This window comes from Streptomyces sp. CA-249302, assembly GCF_050936785.1.
Classification (GTDB): Bacteria; Actinomycetota; Actinomycetes; order Streptomycetales; family Streptomycetaceae; genus Streptomyces.
Window position 1 is genome coordinate 10,114,764 of sequence record NZ_JBNJMG010000001.1, and the last position, 14,153, is coordinate 10,128,916.

Here is a 14,153-nt window from a genome sequence, read left to right on the forward strand (position 1 = left end):
CCTCGCATGAACAAGGACGACTTGATCCTCATCAGCGTCGACGACCACATCATCGAGCCGCCGGACATCTTCGTGAACCACCTGCCGAAGAAGTACCTGGACGACGCGCCCAAGCTCATCCGCCGCGAGGACGGCAGCGACCGCTGGCAGTTCCGGGACAACAGCGTGGGCAACGCCGCCCTCAACGCGGTCGCGGGCCGGCCCAAGGAGGAGTACGGCCTCGACCCGCAGGCCATGGACGAGATCCGGCCCGGCTGCTACGACGTCCACGAGCGGATCAAGGACATGAACGCGGGCGGCGTCCTCGCCCAGATGAACTTCCCGTCCTTCCCCGGGTTCTCGGCGCGTATGTTCGCCACCGAGGACTCCGACTTCTCGCTCGCGCTGGTACGGGCGTACAACGACTGGCACATCGACGAGTGGTGCGGCGCCTACCCGGGCCGCTTCATCCCGATGGCCCTCCCGGCCATCTGGAGCGCCGAGCTCACCGCGGCCGAGATCCGCCGGGTCGCGGCCAAGGGCTGCCACTCCATGACCTTCCCGGAGAACCCGGCCGCGCTGGGCTACCCGAGCTTCCACGACCCGTACTGGAACCCGGTCTGGCAGGCGGCCTGCGACACCAACACCGTGCTGTCGGTGCACATCGGCTCCTCCGGCCGGCTCGCCATCCCGGCCGTGGACTCGCCGCCCGACGTGATGATCACGCTCCAGCCCATCAACCTCGTGCAGGCCGCCGCCGACCTGCTGTGGTCGCGCACCATCAAGGAGTACCCCGACCTGAAGATCGCCCTCTCCGAGGGCGGCACCGGCTGGATCCCGTACTTCCTGGAGCGGGTGGACCGCACCTTCGAGATGCACGCCGCCTGGACCCTCCAGGACTTCGGCGGCAAGCTCCCCTCCGAGGTCTTCCGCGAGCACTTCCTGACCTGCTTCATCACCGACAAGCTCGGTGTGAAGCTGCGGCACGACATCGGAATCGACAACATCTGCTGGGAGGGCGACTACCCGCACAGCGACTCGCTGTGGCCGGACGCCCCCGAGCAGCTGCACGGGGTGCTGGGCGAGTGCGAGGTCCCGGACGCGGACATCGTGAAGATGACCCACGAGAACGCCATGCGCTGGTACTCGTTCGACCCGTTCTCGCACATCCCGCGCGAGCAGTGCACGGTCGGCGCGCTGCGCAAGGCCGCCGAGGGCCACGACGTCAGCATCCGCCCGCGCAGCCGCCAGCTCACCGAGCCCGTCGACAAGCTGGAGGCATTCCGGCAACGGGCCCGCGCGGCCGTAGCGGCGGCGAGCAAGTAGTGGCCCACGACAACGGGCTGTTCGACCTGACGGGACGGTCCGCGCTGGTCACCGGCGCCGCGGGCGGCATCGGCGCGGCCGTCGCGCACGCCCTGGCCCGGGCCGGCGCGGCCGTCCTCGTCACGGACGTCGACGCCGAGGCGGCCGCGGCCGTCGCCGGGAAGATCGGCGCGGCCGGCGGTACGGCCGACAGCGCCGGCCTCGACGTCCGGGACCGGGGCGCCGCCGAGGCCGCGGTGTCCCGGGCCGCCGCCCTGGCCGACGGGACGCTGCACGTCCTGGTGAACAACGCCGGCGTGACCGCGCCGGCCATGTTCGCCGACCTGGACGAGGACGCCTTCCGCCGGCTGCTCGACATCCACGTCCTCGGCACCTTCACCTGCTCGCAGGCAGCGCTGCCGTTCCTGCCCACCGACGGCACCGGACGCATCATCAACGTCACCTCCTCGGCGGGCCTGACCGGCACGCTCGGCCAGGTCAACTACTCCGCCGCCAAGGCCGCGATCATCGGCATGACCAAGTCCCTGGCCCGGGAACTCGCCCGCAGACAGATCAAGGTCAACGCCCTGGCACCGCTGGCCGCGACCCCGATGACCGAGACCATCCGCACCAACGAGAAGTTCGCCGCCACCATGCTCGCCCGCATCCCGCTCGGCCGCTGGGCCGAGCCCGAGGAGGTCGCCGGAGCCTTCGTCTTCCTCGCCTCGGACGCGGCCTCCTTCGTCACCGGCCAGGTCCTGCCGGTCGACGGCGGCCTGGTGATCTGATGGCACCTCCGCACAACGAGGGACCGCTCTCCGGGGTGACGGTCGTCGCCCTGGAACAGGCCGTCTCCGCGCCCCTGTGCACCCGGGTCCTGTGCGACCTGGGCGCCCGGGTCATCAAGGTGGAGAACCCGGACGGCGGCGACTCCGCCCGGCACATCGACGACGTGGTGAACGGCCTCGCCGCGCACTTCGTGTGGACCAACCGCGGCAAGGAGTCCGTCGCCCTCGACCTCAAGTCCGAGGCGGGGATGGCGATCCTGCATCGCCTGCTGGACCGCGCCGACGTCCTGGTCTCCAACCTCACCCCGGGCACGACCGCCAAACTCGGCATCGCCCCGGAGGACCTGGCGACCCGGCACCCCGAGCTGATCGCGGTGGAGATCGACGGCTACGGCCAGGGCGGCCCGCTCTCCCACAAACGCGCCTACGACCTCCTCGTGCAGGCCGAGTCCGGGGTGTGCGCCATCACCGGCCACCCCGGCGCCCCGGCCAAACCGGGCCCGCCCATCGCGGACGCCAGCACCGGCCTGTACACCGCGCTGTCGATCGTGTCGTTGCTGTACGCCGGTGAGCGCCGGGGCGGGCGCGGCGGCGCCGTCGCGGTCAGCCTGTTCGACACCATGACCGAGCTGATGGGCTACCCGCTGACGTACACCCGGCACTCGGGCCAGGAACCGGACCCGATCGGTATGAGCTCGCCCGCGGTCGCCCCCTACGGCGACTACCGCACCGCCGACGGACACACGGTCGTCCTCGGCACCATCAACGACCGCGAATGGCAGCGCCTGGCAAGGGAGTTGCTCGAACGGCCCGACCTCGCCGACGACGAGCGTTTCCGGACCAACCCCGACCGCGTCGAGCACCGGGCCCTTCTCGACGCCGAGATCGCGGCCTGGTGCGCCCGGCACGACCTGGCGTACATCCAGCGGCGCGCCGACGACACCGGCATCGGCAACTCCCGCTACAACACCCCGAAGGACGTCCTCGCCCACCCCCACCTCGCCGCCCGCGACCGCTGGCGCACCATCGACACACCGGCCGGCCCGGTACCGGCGCTCCTGCCGCCGCCGATCATCTCCGGCTACGACCCCCCGATGGGCGCCGTACCGGCGCTCGGTGAGCACACGGAAGCGGTCCTGGCCGAACTCGGAGTCACCGAGCAGGAGTTGCGGGGTGGCGCGTGACCGGCGCCCCCGCACTGCTGACCGACGACCGGGACGGCGTACGGACCCTGACCCTGAACCGCCCGCACCGCAGGAACGCCATCGACCGCGCCCTGTGGACAGACCTGCGTGAGGCCCTCGCGCGGGTCGCACGCGACCACGACGTACGGGCACTCGTCCTCACCGGCGCCGGAGGAGCCTTCTCCTCGGGCGCCGACCTCACGGCCGCCGCGGACGACACCCGGCACCCCCTGGACAAGGTGCGCGACCTGAACGAAGTCGCCCTGCTTCTGCACGAGTTGCCCGTCCCGACCATCGCCAAGGTCACCGGCGTCGCGGTCGGTGCCGGCTGGAACCTCGCCCTCGGCTGCGACTTCGTCGTGGCGACACCGGAAGCACGCTTCTCGCAGATCTTCGCGCGCCGCGGACTGTCCCCGGACTGCGGCGGCAGCTGGCTGCTGCCCAAGCTCGCCGGACTCCAACAGGCCAAGCGGCTCGCCCTGTTGGCCGAGACGATCGACGCCGAGGAGGCGCGGTCGCTCAACCTGGTGACCTGGGTGGTGCCCGCCGAGGAGATCGACAAGTACGTCACCGACCTGGCCGACCGGCTCGCGGCCGGCCCGCCGGTCGCCCTCGCCCAGACCAAGGCGCTCCTCAACGAGGGCGCCGACCGCACCCTGCGCGAGGCACTCGCCGGTGAGGCCCGCGCCCAGACCGTCAACTTCGCCTCGACGGACGTGACCGAGGCGTACGCCGCCTTCGCCGGGAAACGCGAGCCGCACTTCACCGGCCGCTGGTACCGACAGCCCCCTGGGGAGGACCCTTCATGCGCGAAGCAGTGATCGTCGAGGCCGTCCGCACCCCGGTGGGCAAACGCAACGGCGGCCTGTCCGACCAGCACGCGGCCGACCTGTCCGCCGTCGTCCTCGGCGCGTTGGCCGAGCGGACCGGCATCGACCCGGCGCTCGTCGACGACGTCGTCTGGGGCTGTGTCTCCCAGGTCGGCGACCAGTCCAGCAACATCGGCCGCTACGCCGTCCTCGCCGCCGGCTGGCCCGAGACGATCCCGGGCACCACGGTGAACCGGGCCTGCGGATCCAGCCAGCAGGCCCTCGACTTCGCCGCGCAGGCCGTCATGTCCGGCCAGCAGGACGTGGTGGTCGCGGGTGGTGTCGAGGTGATGAGCCGGGTGCCGCTGGGCTCGGCGCGCGCGACCGGGATGCCGTACGGGCCGAAGGTGCTCGCCCGCTACGAGGGCTTCTCCTTCAACCAGGGCATCTCCGCCGAGAAGATCACGCAGAAGTGGGGCTTCTCGCGGACCGAGCTGGACGAGTTCGCGGTGCTCTCGCACGAGCGGGCCGCCGCCGCGCAGGACGCCGGGGCCTTCGAGGCGCAGATCGTGCCGGTGGGCGTGGTGACGGCCGACGAGGGCGTACGGCGGGGGAGTACCGTCGAGAAGCTGGCCGCGCTCAAGCCCGCCTTCCTCGACGACGGGACGATCCACGCCGGCAACTCCTCCCAGATCTCCGACGGCGCGGCGGCCCTCCTGGTGACGACACCGGAGAAGGCGCGCGAGCTGGGCCTGACGCCGATCGTGCGCTACCGCGCGGGCGCCGTGGTCGGCGCCGACCCCGTGCTGATGCTGACCGGCCCGATCCCGGCGACGGAGAAGGTGCTCGCCAAGGCCGGCGTCGGCCTTTCCGAGGTCGGTGTCTTCGAGGTCAACGAGGCGTTCGCGCCGATCCCGCTGGCCTGGCTCGCGGAGACCGGCGCCGACCCGGCACTGCTCAACCCCCTGGGCGGCGCGATCGCCCTGGGCCATCCGCTCGGGGCGTCCGGCGCGGTCCTGACCACCCGCATGATCCACCACATGCGCGACCACGGACTCCGCTACGGCCTGCAGACCATGTGCGAGGGCGGCGGCACGGCCAACGCCACGCTCGTCGAACTCATCTCCTGACCGGGGGTTCCGTTGCGCCGACAGATCTTCACCGCCGACCACGAGGAATTCCGCAAGCTGGCAAGGGAGTTCGTGGCCAAGGAAGTCGTCCCCAACTACGCCGACTGGGAGAAGGCGGGCCGCCTGCCCCGCGAGTTCTTCGAACAGCTCGGTGCGCTGGGGTTGTTGGGCACGGCCATTCCCGAGGAGTACGGCGGGATGGGCCTCGCCGACTACCGCTACAACGTCGTCCTCCAGGAGGAGGCGGCCAGGGCCCTGGTCACGCTGGGCACCGTACGCACCCAACTCGACGTCGTGCTCCCGTACTTCCTCGCCTACGCCGACGAGCAGCAGCGGCGGCGCTGGTTCCCGGGCCTCGCCGCCGGCGAGCTGCTCACCGCCGTCGCCATGACCGAACCCGGCACCGGCTCCGACCTGGCGGGCATCCGCACCACGGCCGTACGCGACGGGGACACCTACGTCCTCAACGGCGCCAAGACCTTCATCACCGGCGGACTCCTCGCCGACCTGGTGATCGTGGTCGCCCGCACTTCCAGCGATCCGGACGACCGGCGCGCCGGCCTGACGCTGCTGGTCGTGGAGGACGGTATGCCCGGGTTCACCCGGGGGCGGGTGCTGGAGAAGATGGGCATCAAGGTGCAGGACACCGTCGAGCTCGCCTTCGACGACGTACGCGTGCCCGTGGCGAACCGGCTGGGGGAGGAAGGCGCGGCCTTCGGCTACCTCGGCCACAACCTCCCGCAGGAACGGATGACGGTGGCCGTCGGCGCGGTCGCGCAGGCGCGCGCCGCGCTGGAGACCACCATCGAGTACGTCAAGGAGCGCGAGGTCTTCGGCCGTGCCGTGGCGTCCTTCCAGAACACCAAGTTCGAACTCGCCGCCGTGGCCGCGGAGATCGAGGCCGCGCAGACGATGCTGGACCGGGCCGTGCTCGACCTGGTCGACGGCGAACTCTCCGGCGCCGACGCGGCCAAGGTGAAGCTGTTCTGCACCGAGATGCAGGCCCGTGCCGTCGACCGCTGCCTCCAGCTCTTCGGCGGCTACGGCTACATGGCGGAGTACCCGATATCGCGGCTGTACGCCGACGCCCGGATCACCCGGATCTACGCGGGCACCAGCGAGGTCATGAAGGTGATCATCGCCAAGTCCCTGGGGCTGTGAGCCGGGGCCGTCCGCCGGGATGTGACAGAGCCGCGGCCGGGGATCCCGGCCGCGGCTCTGTGCCGATCAGGGCTCACGCCCCGTATCGCGTCGTCTCCGCCAGGTCGGCCGCGGACTTCATCAGTTGCAGCACCATCGGACCGAAGGCCTGCAACTTCTCGTTGTCGCCCGCCCGTTGGAAGCCCTGCTCCAGCACGATGGCCAGCTTCCACTGGGCGAGGACGTCGTAGTAGTCCATGTCGTCGACCTGACGGCCGGACACCTCGGCGTAGTGGTCGATGAGGTCCTGGCGTGACGGCATGCCGAACAGGTCGACATAGGACGCCGTGGCCGCCTCCGGGGCGCTGGTGTCCTCCGGCCAGCCGCGCAGCATCCAGGCCAGGTCCAGCTTGGGGTCGCCGACCGTGCCCATCTCCCAGTCGACGATGGCGGCCAGCCGGGCCGGCCCGCCGTGCCGGAACATGACGTTGGCGAACTGGTAGTCGCCGTGCATCAGACCGGGGACGTAGTCGAGCGGCTTGTGGCCGCGCAGCCAGGCCGAGGCCTCGTCGAAGCCGGGCAGCTCCCGCCCCTTGACCTTCTCCAGGTAGCGGGTCCAGCGGTCGACCTGGCGGTCGTGGAAGCCCTCGGGGCGGCCGAGGTCGTGCAGCCCCTTCGCCTTCCAGTCCACGTTGCCCAACAGGGCGGCGCCTTCGGCCAGTTGGAATGCCAGACCCGCCCGCCCGGTGAGGTCCTTGTCGAAGGGCGCCGGCCAGCCGCGTCCCTGTGTGTGGGACATGGGCGACCAGCCGTCGACGAACTCCATCAGATAGAAGGTCCGGCCCAGCACCGCGGTGTCCGTGCACACCGCGATCGCCTCGGTGTGCGGGACGTCCGTGCCGTTCAGCGCCTCGGTGATCCGCCACTCCCGCAGGATGCCCTCGTCACGGGCGGCGGGCGCGGTGGACGGCGGGATGCGCAGCGCGCAGTGCAGTTCGCCGCGCCGGACCTCGTAGATCTCGTTCTGGGCGCCGCCCGAGACGTACCGCTGCTCGATCGGTTCGCCCTTCCCGGGCAGCCCGGACTCGTCCAGCCAGCCCGCCAGCCGCTCGACGTCGATCATCGGGCCTCCGTCTCCGGCTCCAGGAACTCCGCGTACTTGGCGCGCGCCGCGGCGACCCGCGTGGGCAGATAGCCGCTCGGCCACAGGGCGTCGCTGGCCTTGTGGTCCCGCAGCACCTGCCGGGCGACGGTCACCTTGTGCGCCTCGGTCGGGCCGTCCGCGATGCCCAGGACACTGGCGCCCAGGAGCATCCGGAACAGCGGCATGTCACCGCTCACGCCGAGCGCGCCGTGCACCTGGATCGAGCGGTGGGCGACGTCGTGCAGCACGCTCGGCAGCACGACCTTGATCATCGCGATGTCCTTGCGGACCTTGCGGTAGTCGTTGTACTTGTCGATCTTCCACGCGGTGTGCAGCACGGCCAGCCGGAACTGCTGGATCTGCGCCCAGGAGTCGGCTATGTGCCCCTGCACGAACTGCTTGTCCGCGAGGACCGTGCCCTGGGTGTGCCGGCTCAGCGCCCGCTCGCACATCATGTCGAAGGCCTTGGTCGCGAGGCCGATCGTGCGCATCGCGTGATGGATCCGCCCGCCGCCCAGCCGGGTCTGCGCGATCACGAACGCCTGACCCTCACCGCCGAGCAGCGCGTCCGCCGGCACCCGGACGTCCTCGTACCGCACCAGCGCGTGCGTGCCCTTCTCCTCCGGCTCACCGGCGAGGGCCACGTTCCGCTCGATGCGGATACCGGGCGTCTCGGCCGGGACCAGGAGCATCGACATGCTCTTGTACGGGTCCCCGTCCGGGTCGGTCACGGCCATCACGATGATGAAGGCGGCCGTCTTGGCGTTGGACGAGAAGTACTTCCAGCCGTTGATGACCCACTCGTCCCCGTCCCGCACCGCGCGGGTGGTGAACTCCTTGGGGTCGGAGCCGGCCTGGGGCTCGGTCATCGAGTAGCAGGAGAAGATCTCCCCTTCGAGGAGCGGGCGCAGATAGCGCGCCTTCTGCGCCTCGGTCCCGTAGTGGGCGAGGATCTCGGCGTTCCCCGTGTCCGGGGCCTGGCAGCCGAACACGATCGGGGCCCAGGAGGAGCGGCCCAGGATCTCGTTCAGCAGGCAGAGCTTGACCTGCCCGTGTCCCTCACCGCCCAGGTCGGGCCCCAGATGGGTCGCCCACAATCCATGGGCCCGCACCTCCTTCTTGAGCGGGTCGAGGACACGACGGAGGTTCTCGTCGGGCGGGGTGAACTGCAGGCCGTCCCACAGCAGGTCGAGGGGCTCGACCTCCTCGCGCACGAACTGGTCGGCCCAGTCCAACTGCGCCTGGTAGTCCGGCTCGGTCTCGAAGTCCCACGGCATTGTGTCTCCTTCCGGCGGATGCCAGAATAGCGTTCTCATGAAGGAGAACACAATTCCCCAGTCTCGGAACGATGTTTCCGACCGGCCTCCCGGGAAGCCGCCGGACCGAGCCGGACGCCCGTCGGACGAGCCGTCCGACGAGGTCGCCGACCGCATCGCCAGGCGCGCGCTCGCCCGCCGCGGTGCCCACTACGCGAGCGAGGTGCGCGCACTCCTCGACGCGGCGCGGGAGGTCATGCGGCGCTGCGGCACCGGCTCACGCCCGCGGGTCGCCGACATCGTCGCGGCGGCCGGACTCTCCAACGAGGCCTTCTACCGGCACTTCCGGTCGAAGGACGCCCTGGTCGCCGCGATCATGGACGACGGTGCCGAGCGGCTCTGCGGCTATCTCGCCCACCAGATGGCCAAGGAGCCCACGCCCCAGGGCAAGGTGCGCCGCTGGGTCGAGGGCGTCCTCGCCCAGGCCATGGACGAGGACACGGCGGCGACCACGCTGGCCGTCATGTGGAACGCCCAGAGCGTGGGGGAGGGGTTCCTGGCCGGGCAGCCCACCATCGCCGGTCTGCTGGCGGATCTGCTGTGCGCCCCGTACACCGAACTCGGCAGCGCGGACCCGGACCTGGACGCGTCCCTCGCCGCCCACGCGACGGTCGGGAAGCTCGCCGACCACCTGTGGGGACGGGTGCCTCCGACGGGGGCCGACGTCGACCATGTCACCCGGTTCTGCCTGCGCACGGTCACACCCCAGGGAGGGGAAGAGTGAAGAGCAGCGATCAGTTCCACGTCGGGATCGTCGTCGACGACGTCGCGGCGGCCGCGGCCGAGTTGTCGGCGGTGTTCGGCTACCAGTGGTGCGAGGAGTTCGGCGGGCCGGCCCAGGTGACCCTGCCCGGCGGCGACGCCGTGCTCGACCTGAGGGCGACGTACTCGATGTCCGTGCCCCGCGTCGAACTCGTCCAGCGCGTCCCGGGCACGCTGTGGGAACCGGCCGCCGACTCCGGCGTCCACCACCTCGGCTACTGGTCCGACGACGTGGCCGCCGACTCCGCCGAACTCTCCCGCCGCGGCCACCGGATGGAGGCGCTCGGCAAGCGCCCGGACGGGACGCCGTACTGGGCCTTCCACCGCAGCGGCACCGGCCCGCGGATCGAGCTGGTGAGCCGGGCGCTACAGCCGCTCCTGGAGCAGTACTGGGAGACCGGCAGGAGGCCGTCATGACGGAGCCGGCTCACACGGCGACGGTGGGGATAGTGACCGGCGCCGGGCGCGGAATGGGCCTGGAGTGCGCCCGGCGTCTCGTCGGCACGGTGGACCGACTGCTGCTGGTCGACCTGGACGAGAAGGCGGTGACCGAGGCGGCCGGGCAACTCTCCGGACAGGGGACCCTCGCCGAGCCCTTCGTCCTCGACGTCACCGACCGCGAGGGCCTGGCCCGGCTCGCCGCCCGGGCCCGCGAACTCGGCACCCTGCGCGCCGTCGCGCACGCGGCCGGCATCTCCCCGACCATGGCCGACTGGCGCCGCATCCTCACGGTCGACCTCGTCGGCACCGCACTGCTGGCCGAGGCCCTGCGCCCGCTCGCGACCCGGGGCACGGCGATGGTGCACTTCGCCTCGATGGCCGCGATGTTCGGCAACACCGAGCCGCAGCCCGCGGTCGAGGCGGCCCTGGCCGACCCGCTCGACGAGCACTTCGTGGAGCGCATCCGCGAGGCCGTGGGACCGGAGATCGAGGACCCGGGCATGGCGTACACCTGGGCCAAGCGGGGAGTCCACCGCTTCGTCCAGCGGGAAGCGGTCCGGGTCGGCCCGGCCGGCGCCCGGGTCTGCTCCGTCTCACCCGGCATCGTCGCCACCCCGCAGGGCAGGCAGGAAGCCGAGCACCACCCGTCCATGAAGGCGCTGGTGGACCGGTCGGCGCTCGGTCGCGAGGGCCGACCCGAGGAACTCGCCGCGGTGGTCGCCTTCCTGCTGTCGGACGAGGCGTCCTTCCTCACCGGCGTGGACATCCTGGTCGACGGGGGAGTACGGGCCGCGCTGGCCGCTCGTGGATGAGAGCGGCAGGCCGCACCGACAGAAGCGTCACACGCTCTGTCGGTGCGCGGCCGACGGGCTCACCCGGACGCCGACGGCATCTCGAAGCCCGACACGATCACCGCGTTGGCCTCGGCCGCCGCCTGTCGCAGTGGCTTGGCCTTCGCGTAGGCGGCCGACTCGTACCAGGCGCGGGCCGCCTCCACCGACTCGAACTCCAGGACCACGGTCTGGTTACCGTGCCAATCGCCTTCCAGTAGCTGCGGGTTGGCGTCCACTGCGAGGATGGACGCGCCGCTCTCGGCCATCGAAGCCGCGGCTGCCCTGCCGTAAGCGGCCATGCCGGCGGGGTCGTTGATGGCCTCGGTCAGGATGACGTACCCCTTGGGCATGGCTCTCCTCGTGCTCAGAGTGCTCAGATCACGGTGATGGCCCGCTCGGGGCACATGGCGGCGGCCGTGCGCACCGCGTTCTCGTGCTCGGCGGGGACGTCGGGCGAGTCGACCACGGCGTAGCCGTCCTCGCCCAGGTCGAAGACCTCGGGGCAGTAGGTGCAGCACACCCCGTGCCCGCGGCAGCGGTCGTCGTCGACGGAGACCTTCATCGGGCCGCGCTCCACTCCAGGTTGAGGTGGGTGAGGCCGCGCAGGATGAAGGTGGGGACGTAGTCGTAGCGGCGGGCGTCGGCGGGGCCGTGCACCTGCTCGGCGATGCGGATGTCGGAGGTGCGGTCCAGGAGCCGCTCCAGGGTCACCCGGGCCTCGGCGCGGGCCAGCGGGGCTCCCGGGCAGGAGTGGACGCCGCGGCCGAAGGCGAGGTGGCGGCGGACGTTCGCCCGGCCGGCGTCGAAGGCCGCCGGGTCCTCGAACTGGCGCGGATCGCGGTTCGCCGCCCCGTTCAGCACCATCAGCGTGGTCCCGGCCGGGATGTCGACACCGCCCACCGAGGTCGCCACCTTCGACAGCCGGAAGTCGCCCTTGATGGGGCTCTCGGCGCGCAGAGTCTCCTCGACGAAGCTCGGGATGCGGTCGCGCTCGGCCCGCAACAGGCTCTGGAGTTCCGGCTGTTCGGCGAGGATCCGGAGCGCCGAGCTGAGCAGCCGGACGGTGGTCTCCTGCCCGGCCGCGAAGAGGTTGGCGGCGACCCGGACCACGTCGATGACCTCGGGGACCGACCCGTCGGGGAAGGTCGCGGTGGCGAGGCCCGTCAGCACGTCCTCGCGCGGCTCCCGGCGGCGCTCCTCGATGTACGTGGTGAAACGGCCGTACAGATACTCCAGCGGCGAGTGGTGCAGCGTGTCGTCGCCGGTGCTGCCGATGCCCGCCTCGTCCTGCGGGCGGTGCTGGAGCTTCCGCATGAACTCCTCGCGGTCCTCATCGGGCACCCCGAGCAGGTCGGCGATGACGAGCAGCGTGAACGGCCCGGCGAACCCGCCGATGAACTCCCCTTCGCCCGGGGCGAGATAGGTGTCCAGCAGGCCGTCGGCGAGGTGCCACATGGACGCCTCGTTCTCCTTGAGGCGCTTCGGCGTGATCAGCCGCATCAGCAGCGCACGGTGGTCCGTGTGGGTGGGCGGGTCCATGGTGGGCAGCTGGTCGCTCATCGGCAGCTCGTCCCGGTGCCGCGCGATCAACTCGCCGACCTCGTCCCGCTCCAGGCCCTCCAGCGGGACCGGGAACCCGGGGAAGGGGCCGGTGACCGAGATGCAGGCGGAGAACGAGTCGGTGTCGTTGTAGACCTGCACCGCCTCGTCGTAGCCCGTCACCATCATCACGTCGTGATGGCTCTCGCGGTGCACCGGGCACTGTCCGCGCAGGGCCTCGAAGTAGGGATAGGGGTCCGCGACGAGGGCCTCGTCCCGGAAGAAGTCGATCGCCTCGAAGTCGTCCACGGTCTGTTCGGCTCCCTCTCGGTCAGCGCCCCGACGATCGTGGACGGTAGCACAATTCTCCCACTGCTGGAATGCTGGCTTCACTCTCGGAGAGCGGCATTCTCACCGCTCAGGGCCATCAGCCGACCGGACAGGGAGACCCATGGAAGACACCGAAGAGCTGCGTGCCGCACGCGGAGTCCGCCGCAAGATCCTCGGCGACGCCTACGTCGACGCCGCGACCGCCGACCCCGCCCCCACCGCCGTCGAGTTCCAGGACTACCTCACCGCGACGGCCTGGGGCGTCTGGGCCCGCGAGGGCGCCCTCAGCCCCCGCGACCGCAGCCTCCTGGTGCTCGCGATGACCGCAGCGCTCGGCCGCATGGACGAGTTCCGCATCCACGCCGGCACCACACCCCGCACCGGCGTCACCGACGCCGAGATCGACGAACTGCTCTTCCAGATCGCCGCCTACTGCGGAGTCCCCGCGGGCAGCGCGGCCCGACGCGCGGTGCAGAACGCACGCGCCGACCGGGAGGCGGGGCGGTGAGCGCGGAGAGCGTCGGTTTCGTCGGGCTCGGCAACATGGGCAGCGTCCTCGCCGCGAACCTCGTAGGAGCAGGGCATACGGTCGTGACGCACGACGTGTCCGGTCCGGAGCGGTCGCCCGCGGGAGCCGTACACGTCCCCGAGGTCGCCGAAGTCGCCCGCCGCGCCGAGGTGTTGGTGCTCAGCCTCCCCGACGGGACCGCGTCCGAGCAGGTCGCCCGCGCCATGCTGGAGGTTCCCGACCGCCGCGTCCGGTATGTCGTCGACACCTCCACTGTCGGCGTGAGCGCCGCCCAGGGGGTCGCCGAGCTCCTCGCCGACGGCAAGGTCGGCTACGTCGACGCCCCCGTGTCCGGCGGTGTCGCCGGGGCCCGCGCCCGCACCCTCACCGTCATGTACGCCGGGGAGGACGAGGCCTGCGCCCACGTCGAGCCGGTGCTGGCCGGCCTCAGCGACCGCCGCCGCCGGGTCGGCGACCGGCCCGGCATGGCCCAGGCTCTCAAGCTCGCCAACAACTTCCTGTCCGCGACCACCCTGGCCGCCACCAGCGAGGCCGTCGCCTTCGGGCTCGCCGCCGGACTAGACATGGCCACCATGCTCGCCGTACTCGACGAGTCCAGCGGCCGCAGCGCCGCGACCTCCGACAAGTTCCCGCAGCACGTCCTGACCGGCCGCTACGCCGCCGGCTTCACCAACTCCCTGATGGACAAGGATGTACGGCTCTATCTGCGCGAGGTGGGGGAGCGCGGCGGAGCGGTGTCGGTCGGCGAGGTGATCGGCGCGCTGTGGGAGCGGTTCGCCGAGGCCGAACCCGGGGCCGACTTCACCCGGATCTTCCCCTTCGTGCACGGCTCCTGACCGACTTCGCGCACGGCTCCCGACCAACCGCTTGCTTGACGCCCGAACTCTGATGAGAATAGCATTCTCATTCGGAGAGACTGAGATT

The 14,153-nt window shown here is 71.3% G+C and carries 16 protein-coding genes; 11 read left to right on the forward strand and 5 right to left on the reverse strand.

Features of this window, described 5'->3' with window-relative positions:
- Nucleotides 1–6 precede the first annotated feature (6 nt).
- Genes ACQEWB_RS45730 through ACQEWB_RS45755 form a run of 6 tightly spaced genes read left to right on the forward strand, consistent with a single transcriptional unit; the run spans nucleotide 7 to nucleotide 6,356 of the window.
- Nucleotides 7–1,305 (forward strand): amidohydrolase family protein, encoded by a 1,299-nt coding sequence (locus ACQEWB_RS45730; RefSeq protein WP_432842158.1) that lies wholly within the window; start codon nucleotides 7–9, stop codon nucleotides 1,303–1,305.
- A complete protein-coding gene (locus ACQEWB_RS45735) occupies nucleotides 1,305–2,072 on the forward strand; it encodes an SDR family NAD(P)-dependent oxidoreductase (RefSeq protein ID WP_432842160.1) in 768 nt (255 codons plus the stop codon). Before ACQEWB_RS45730 ends, ACQEWB_RS45735 begins: the two co-directional genes overlap by 1 nt.
- A complete protein-coding gene (locus tag ACQEWB_RS45740; protein ID WP_432842162.1) occupies nucleotides 2,072–3,256 on the forward strand; it encodes a CaiB/BaiF CoA transferase family protein in 1,185 nt (394 codons plus the stop codon). The genes ACQEWB_RS45735 and ACQEWB_RS45740 overlap by 1 nt, the downstream gene beginning before the upstream one ends.
- Nucleotides 3,253–4,077 (forward strand): enoyl-CoA hydratase/isomerase family protein, encoded by an 825-nt coding sequence (locus ACQEWB_RS45745; protein ID WP_432842164.1) that lies wholly within the window; start codon nucleotides 3,253–3,255, stop codon nucleotides 4,075–4,077. Before ACQEWB_RS45740 ends, ACQEWB_RS45745 begins: the two co-directional genes overlap by 4 nt.
- On the forward strand, nucleotides 4,062–5,195 hold the full coding sequence (locus ACQEWB_RS45750) for a thiolase family protein (RefSeq protein WP_432842166.1): 1,134 nt from the start codon (nucleotides 4,062–4,064) through the stop codon (nucleotides 5,193–5,195). The genes ACQEWB_RS45745 and ACQEWB_RS45750 overlap by 16 nt, the downstream gene beginning before the upstream one ends.
- A 12-nt stretch (nucleotides 5,196–5,207) precedes the next feature.
- Nucleotides 5,208–6,356 carry an acyl-CoA dehydrogenase family protein gene (locus tag ACQEWB_RS45755; RefSeq protein WP_432842168.1) on the forward strand — a complete coding sequence of 383 codons (1,149 nt, stop codon included), beginning with the start codon at nucleotides 5,208–5,210 and terminating at the stop codon, nucleotides 6,354–6,356.
- A gap of 73 nt (nucleotides 6,357–6,429) precedes the next feature.
- On the opposite strand, the gene ACQEWB_RS45760 is transcribed toward ACQEWB_RS45755, so the two are convergent.
- The gene (locus ACQEWB_RS45760; protein WP_432842170.1) at nucleotides 6,430–7,458 is read right to left on the reverse strand and encodes a phosphotransferase family protein; all 1,029 of its coding nucleotides are present in this window, start codon (nucleotides 7,456–7,458) and stop codon (nucleotides 6,430–6,432) included.
- A complete protein-coding gene (locus ACQEWB_RS45765) occupies nucleotides 7,455–8,756 on the reverse strand; it encodes an acyl-CoA dehydrogenase family protein (protein WP_432842172.1) in 1,302 nt (433 codons plus the stop codon). The genes ACQEWB_RS45760 and ACQEWB_RS45765 overlap by 4 nt, the downstream gene beginning before the upstream one ends.
- 37 nt (nucleotides 8,757–8,793) lie before the next feature.
- On the opposite strand from ACQEWB_RS45765, the gene ACQEWB_RS45770 reads away from it, so the two are divergent.
- Genes ACQEWB_RS45770 through ACQEWB_RS45780 form a run of 3 tightly spaced genes read left to right on the forward strand, consistent with a single transcriptional unit; the run spans nucleotide 8,794 to nucleotide 10,810 of the window.
- A complete protein-coding gene (locus tag ACQEWB_RS45770; protein ID WP_432842174.1) occupies nucleotides 8,794–9,519 on the forward strand; it encodes a TetR/AcrR family transcriptional regulator in 726 nt (241 codons plus the stop codon).
- Nucleotides 9,516–9,974, forward strand: a complete 459-nt coding sequence (locus ACQEWB_RS45775) for a VOC family protein (RefSeq protein WP_432842176.1) — start codon at nucleotides 9,516–9,518, stop codon at nucleotides 9,972–9,974. Before ACQEWB_RS45770 ends, ACQEWB_RS45775 begins: the two co-directional genes overlap by 4 nt.
- On the forward strand, nucleotides 9,971–10,810 hold the full coding sequence (locus ACQEWB_RS45780) for an SDR family oxidoreductase (RefSeq protein ID WP_432842178.1): 840 nt from the start codon (nucleotides 9,971–9,973) through the stop codon (nucleotides 10,808–10,810). The genes ACQEWB_RS45775 and ACQEWB_RS45780 overlap by 4 nt, the downstream gene beginning before the upstream one ends.
- 59 nt (nucleotides 10,811–10,869) lie before the next feature.
- Here the strand turns inward: ACQEWB_RS45780 and ACQEWB_RS45785 are convergent, their stop codons facing one another.
- From ACQEWB_RS45785 to ACQEWB_RS45795, 3 genes are read right to left on the reverse strand one after another with little or no spacing between them, the layout of a single operon-like run.
- Nucleotides 10,870–11,181 carry a DUF1330 domain-containing protein gene (locus ACQEWB_RS45785; protein WP_432842180.1) on the reverse strand — a complete coding sequence of 104 codons (312 nt, stop codon included), beginning with the start codon at nucleotides 11,179–11,181 and terminating at the stop codon, nucleotides 10,870–10,872.
- A gap of 23 nt (nucleotides 11,182–11,204) precedes the next feature.
- The gene (locus tag ACQEWB_RS45790) at nucleotides 11,205–11,393 is read right to left on the reverse strand and encodes a ferredoxin (protein ID WP_432842182.1); all 189 of its coding nucleotides are present in this window, start codon (nucleotides 11,391–11,393) and stop codon (nucleotides 11,205–11,207) included.
- On the reverse strand, nucleotides 11,390–12,679 hold the full coding sequence (locus ACQEWB_RS45795) for a cytochrome P450 (protein WP_432842184.1): 1,290 nt from the start codon (nucleotides 12,677–12,679) through the stop codon (nucleotides 11,390–11,392). The genes ACQEWB_RS45790 and ACQEWB_RS45795 overlap by 4 nt, the downstream gene beginning before the upstream one ends.
- A gap of 142 nt (nucleotides 12,680–12,821) precedes the next feature.
- On the opposite strand from ACQEWB_RS45795, the gene ACQEWB_RS45800 reads away from it, so the two are divergent.
- Nucleotides 12,822–13,208, forward strand: a complete 387-nt coding sequence (locus tag ACQEWB_RS45800) for a carboxymuconolactone decarboxylase family protein (RefSeq protein WP_432842186.1) — start codon at nucleotides 12,822–12,824, stop codon at nucleotides 13,206–13,208.
- The gene (locus ACQEWB_RS45805) at nucleotides 13,205–14,065 is read left to right on the forward strand and encodes an NAD(P)-dependent oxidoreductase (RefSeq protein WP_432842188.1); all 861 of its coding nucleotides are present in this window, start codon (nucleotides 13,205–13,207) and stop codon (nucleotides 14,063–14,065) included. The genes ACQEWB_RS45800 and ACQEWB_RS45805 overlap by 4 nt, the downstream gene beginning before the upstream one ends.
- Nucleotides 14,066–14,153: the final 88 nt, after the last annotated feature.

Coding starts and splice junctions, on each gene's coding strand:
- ACQEWB_RS45790 (WP_432842182.1), bottom strand. CDS start 11,393: ATGAAGGTCTCCGTCGACGACGACCGCTGCCGCGGGCACGGGGTGTGC.
- ACQEWB_RS45740 (WP_432842162.1), top strand. CDS start 2,072: ATGGCACCTCCGCACAACGAGGGACCGCTCTCCGGGGTGACGGTCGTC.
- ACQEWB_RS45785 (WP_432842180.1), bottom strand. CDS start 11,181: ATGCCCAAGGGGTACGTCATCCTGACCGAGGCCATCAACGACCCCGCC.
- ACQEWB_RS45800 (WP_432842186.1), top strand. CDS start 12,822: ATGGAAGACACCGAAGAGCTGCGTGCCGCACGCGGAGTCCGCCGCAAG.
- ACQEWB_RS45765 (WP_432842172.1), bottom strand. CDS start 8,756: ATGCCGTGGGACTTCGAGACCGAGCCGGACTACCAGGCGCAGTTGGAC.
- ACQEWB_RS45760 (WP_432842170.1), bottom strand. CDS start 7,458: ATGATCGACGTCGAGCGGCTGGCGGGCTGGCTGGACGAGTCCGGGCTG.
- ACQEWB_RS45730 (WP_432842158.1), top strand. CDS start 7: ATGAACAAGGACGACTTGATCCTCATCAGCGTCGACGACCACATCATC.
- ACQEWB_RS45770 (WP_432842174.1), top strand. CDS start 8,794: ATGAAGGAGAACACAATTCCCCAGTCTCGGAACGATGTTTCCGACCGG.
- ACQEWB_RS45780 (WP_432842178.1), top strand. CDS start 9,971: ATGACGGAGCCGGCTCACACGGCGACGGTGGGGATAGTGACCGGCGCC.
- ACQEWB_RS45750 (WP_432842166.1), top strand. CDS start 4,062: ATGCGCGAAGCAGTGATCGTCGAGGCCGTCCGCACCCCGGTGGGCAAA.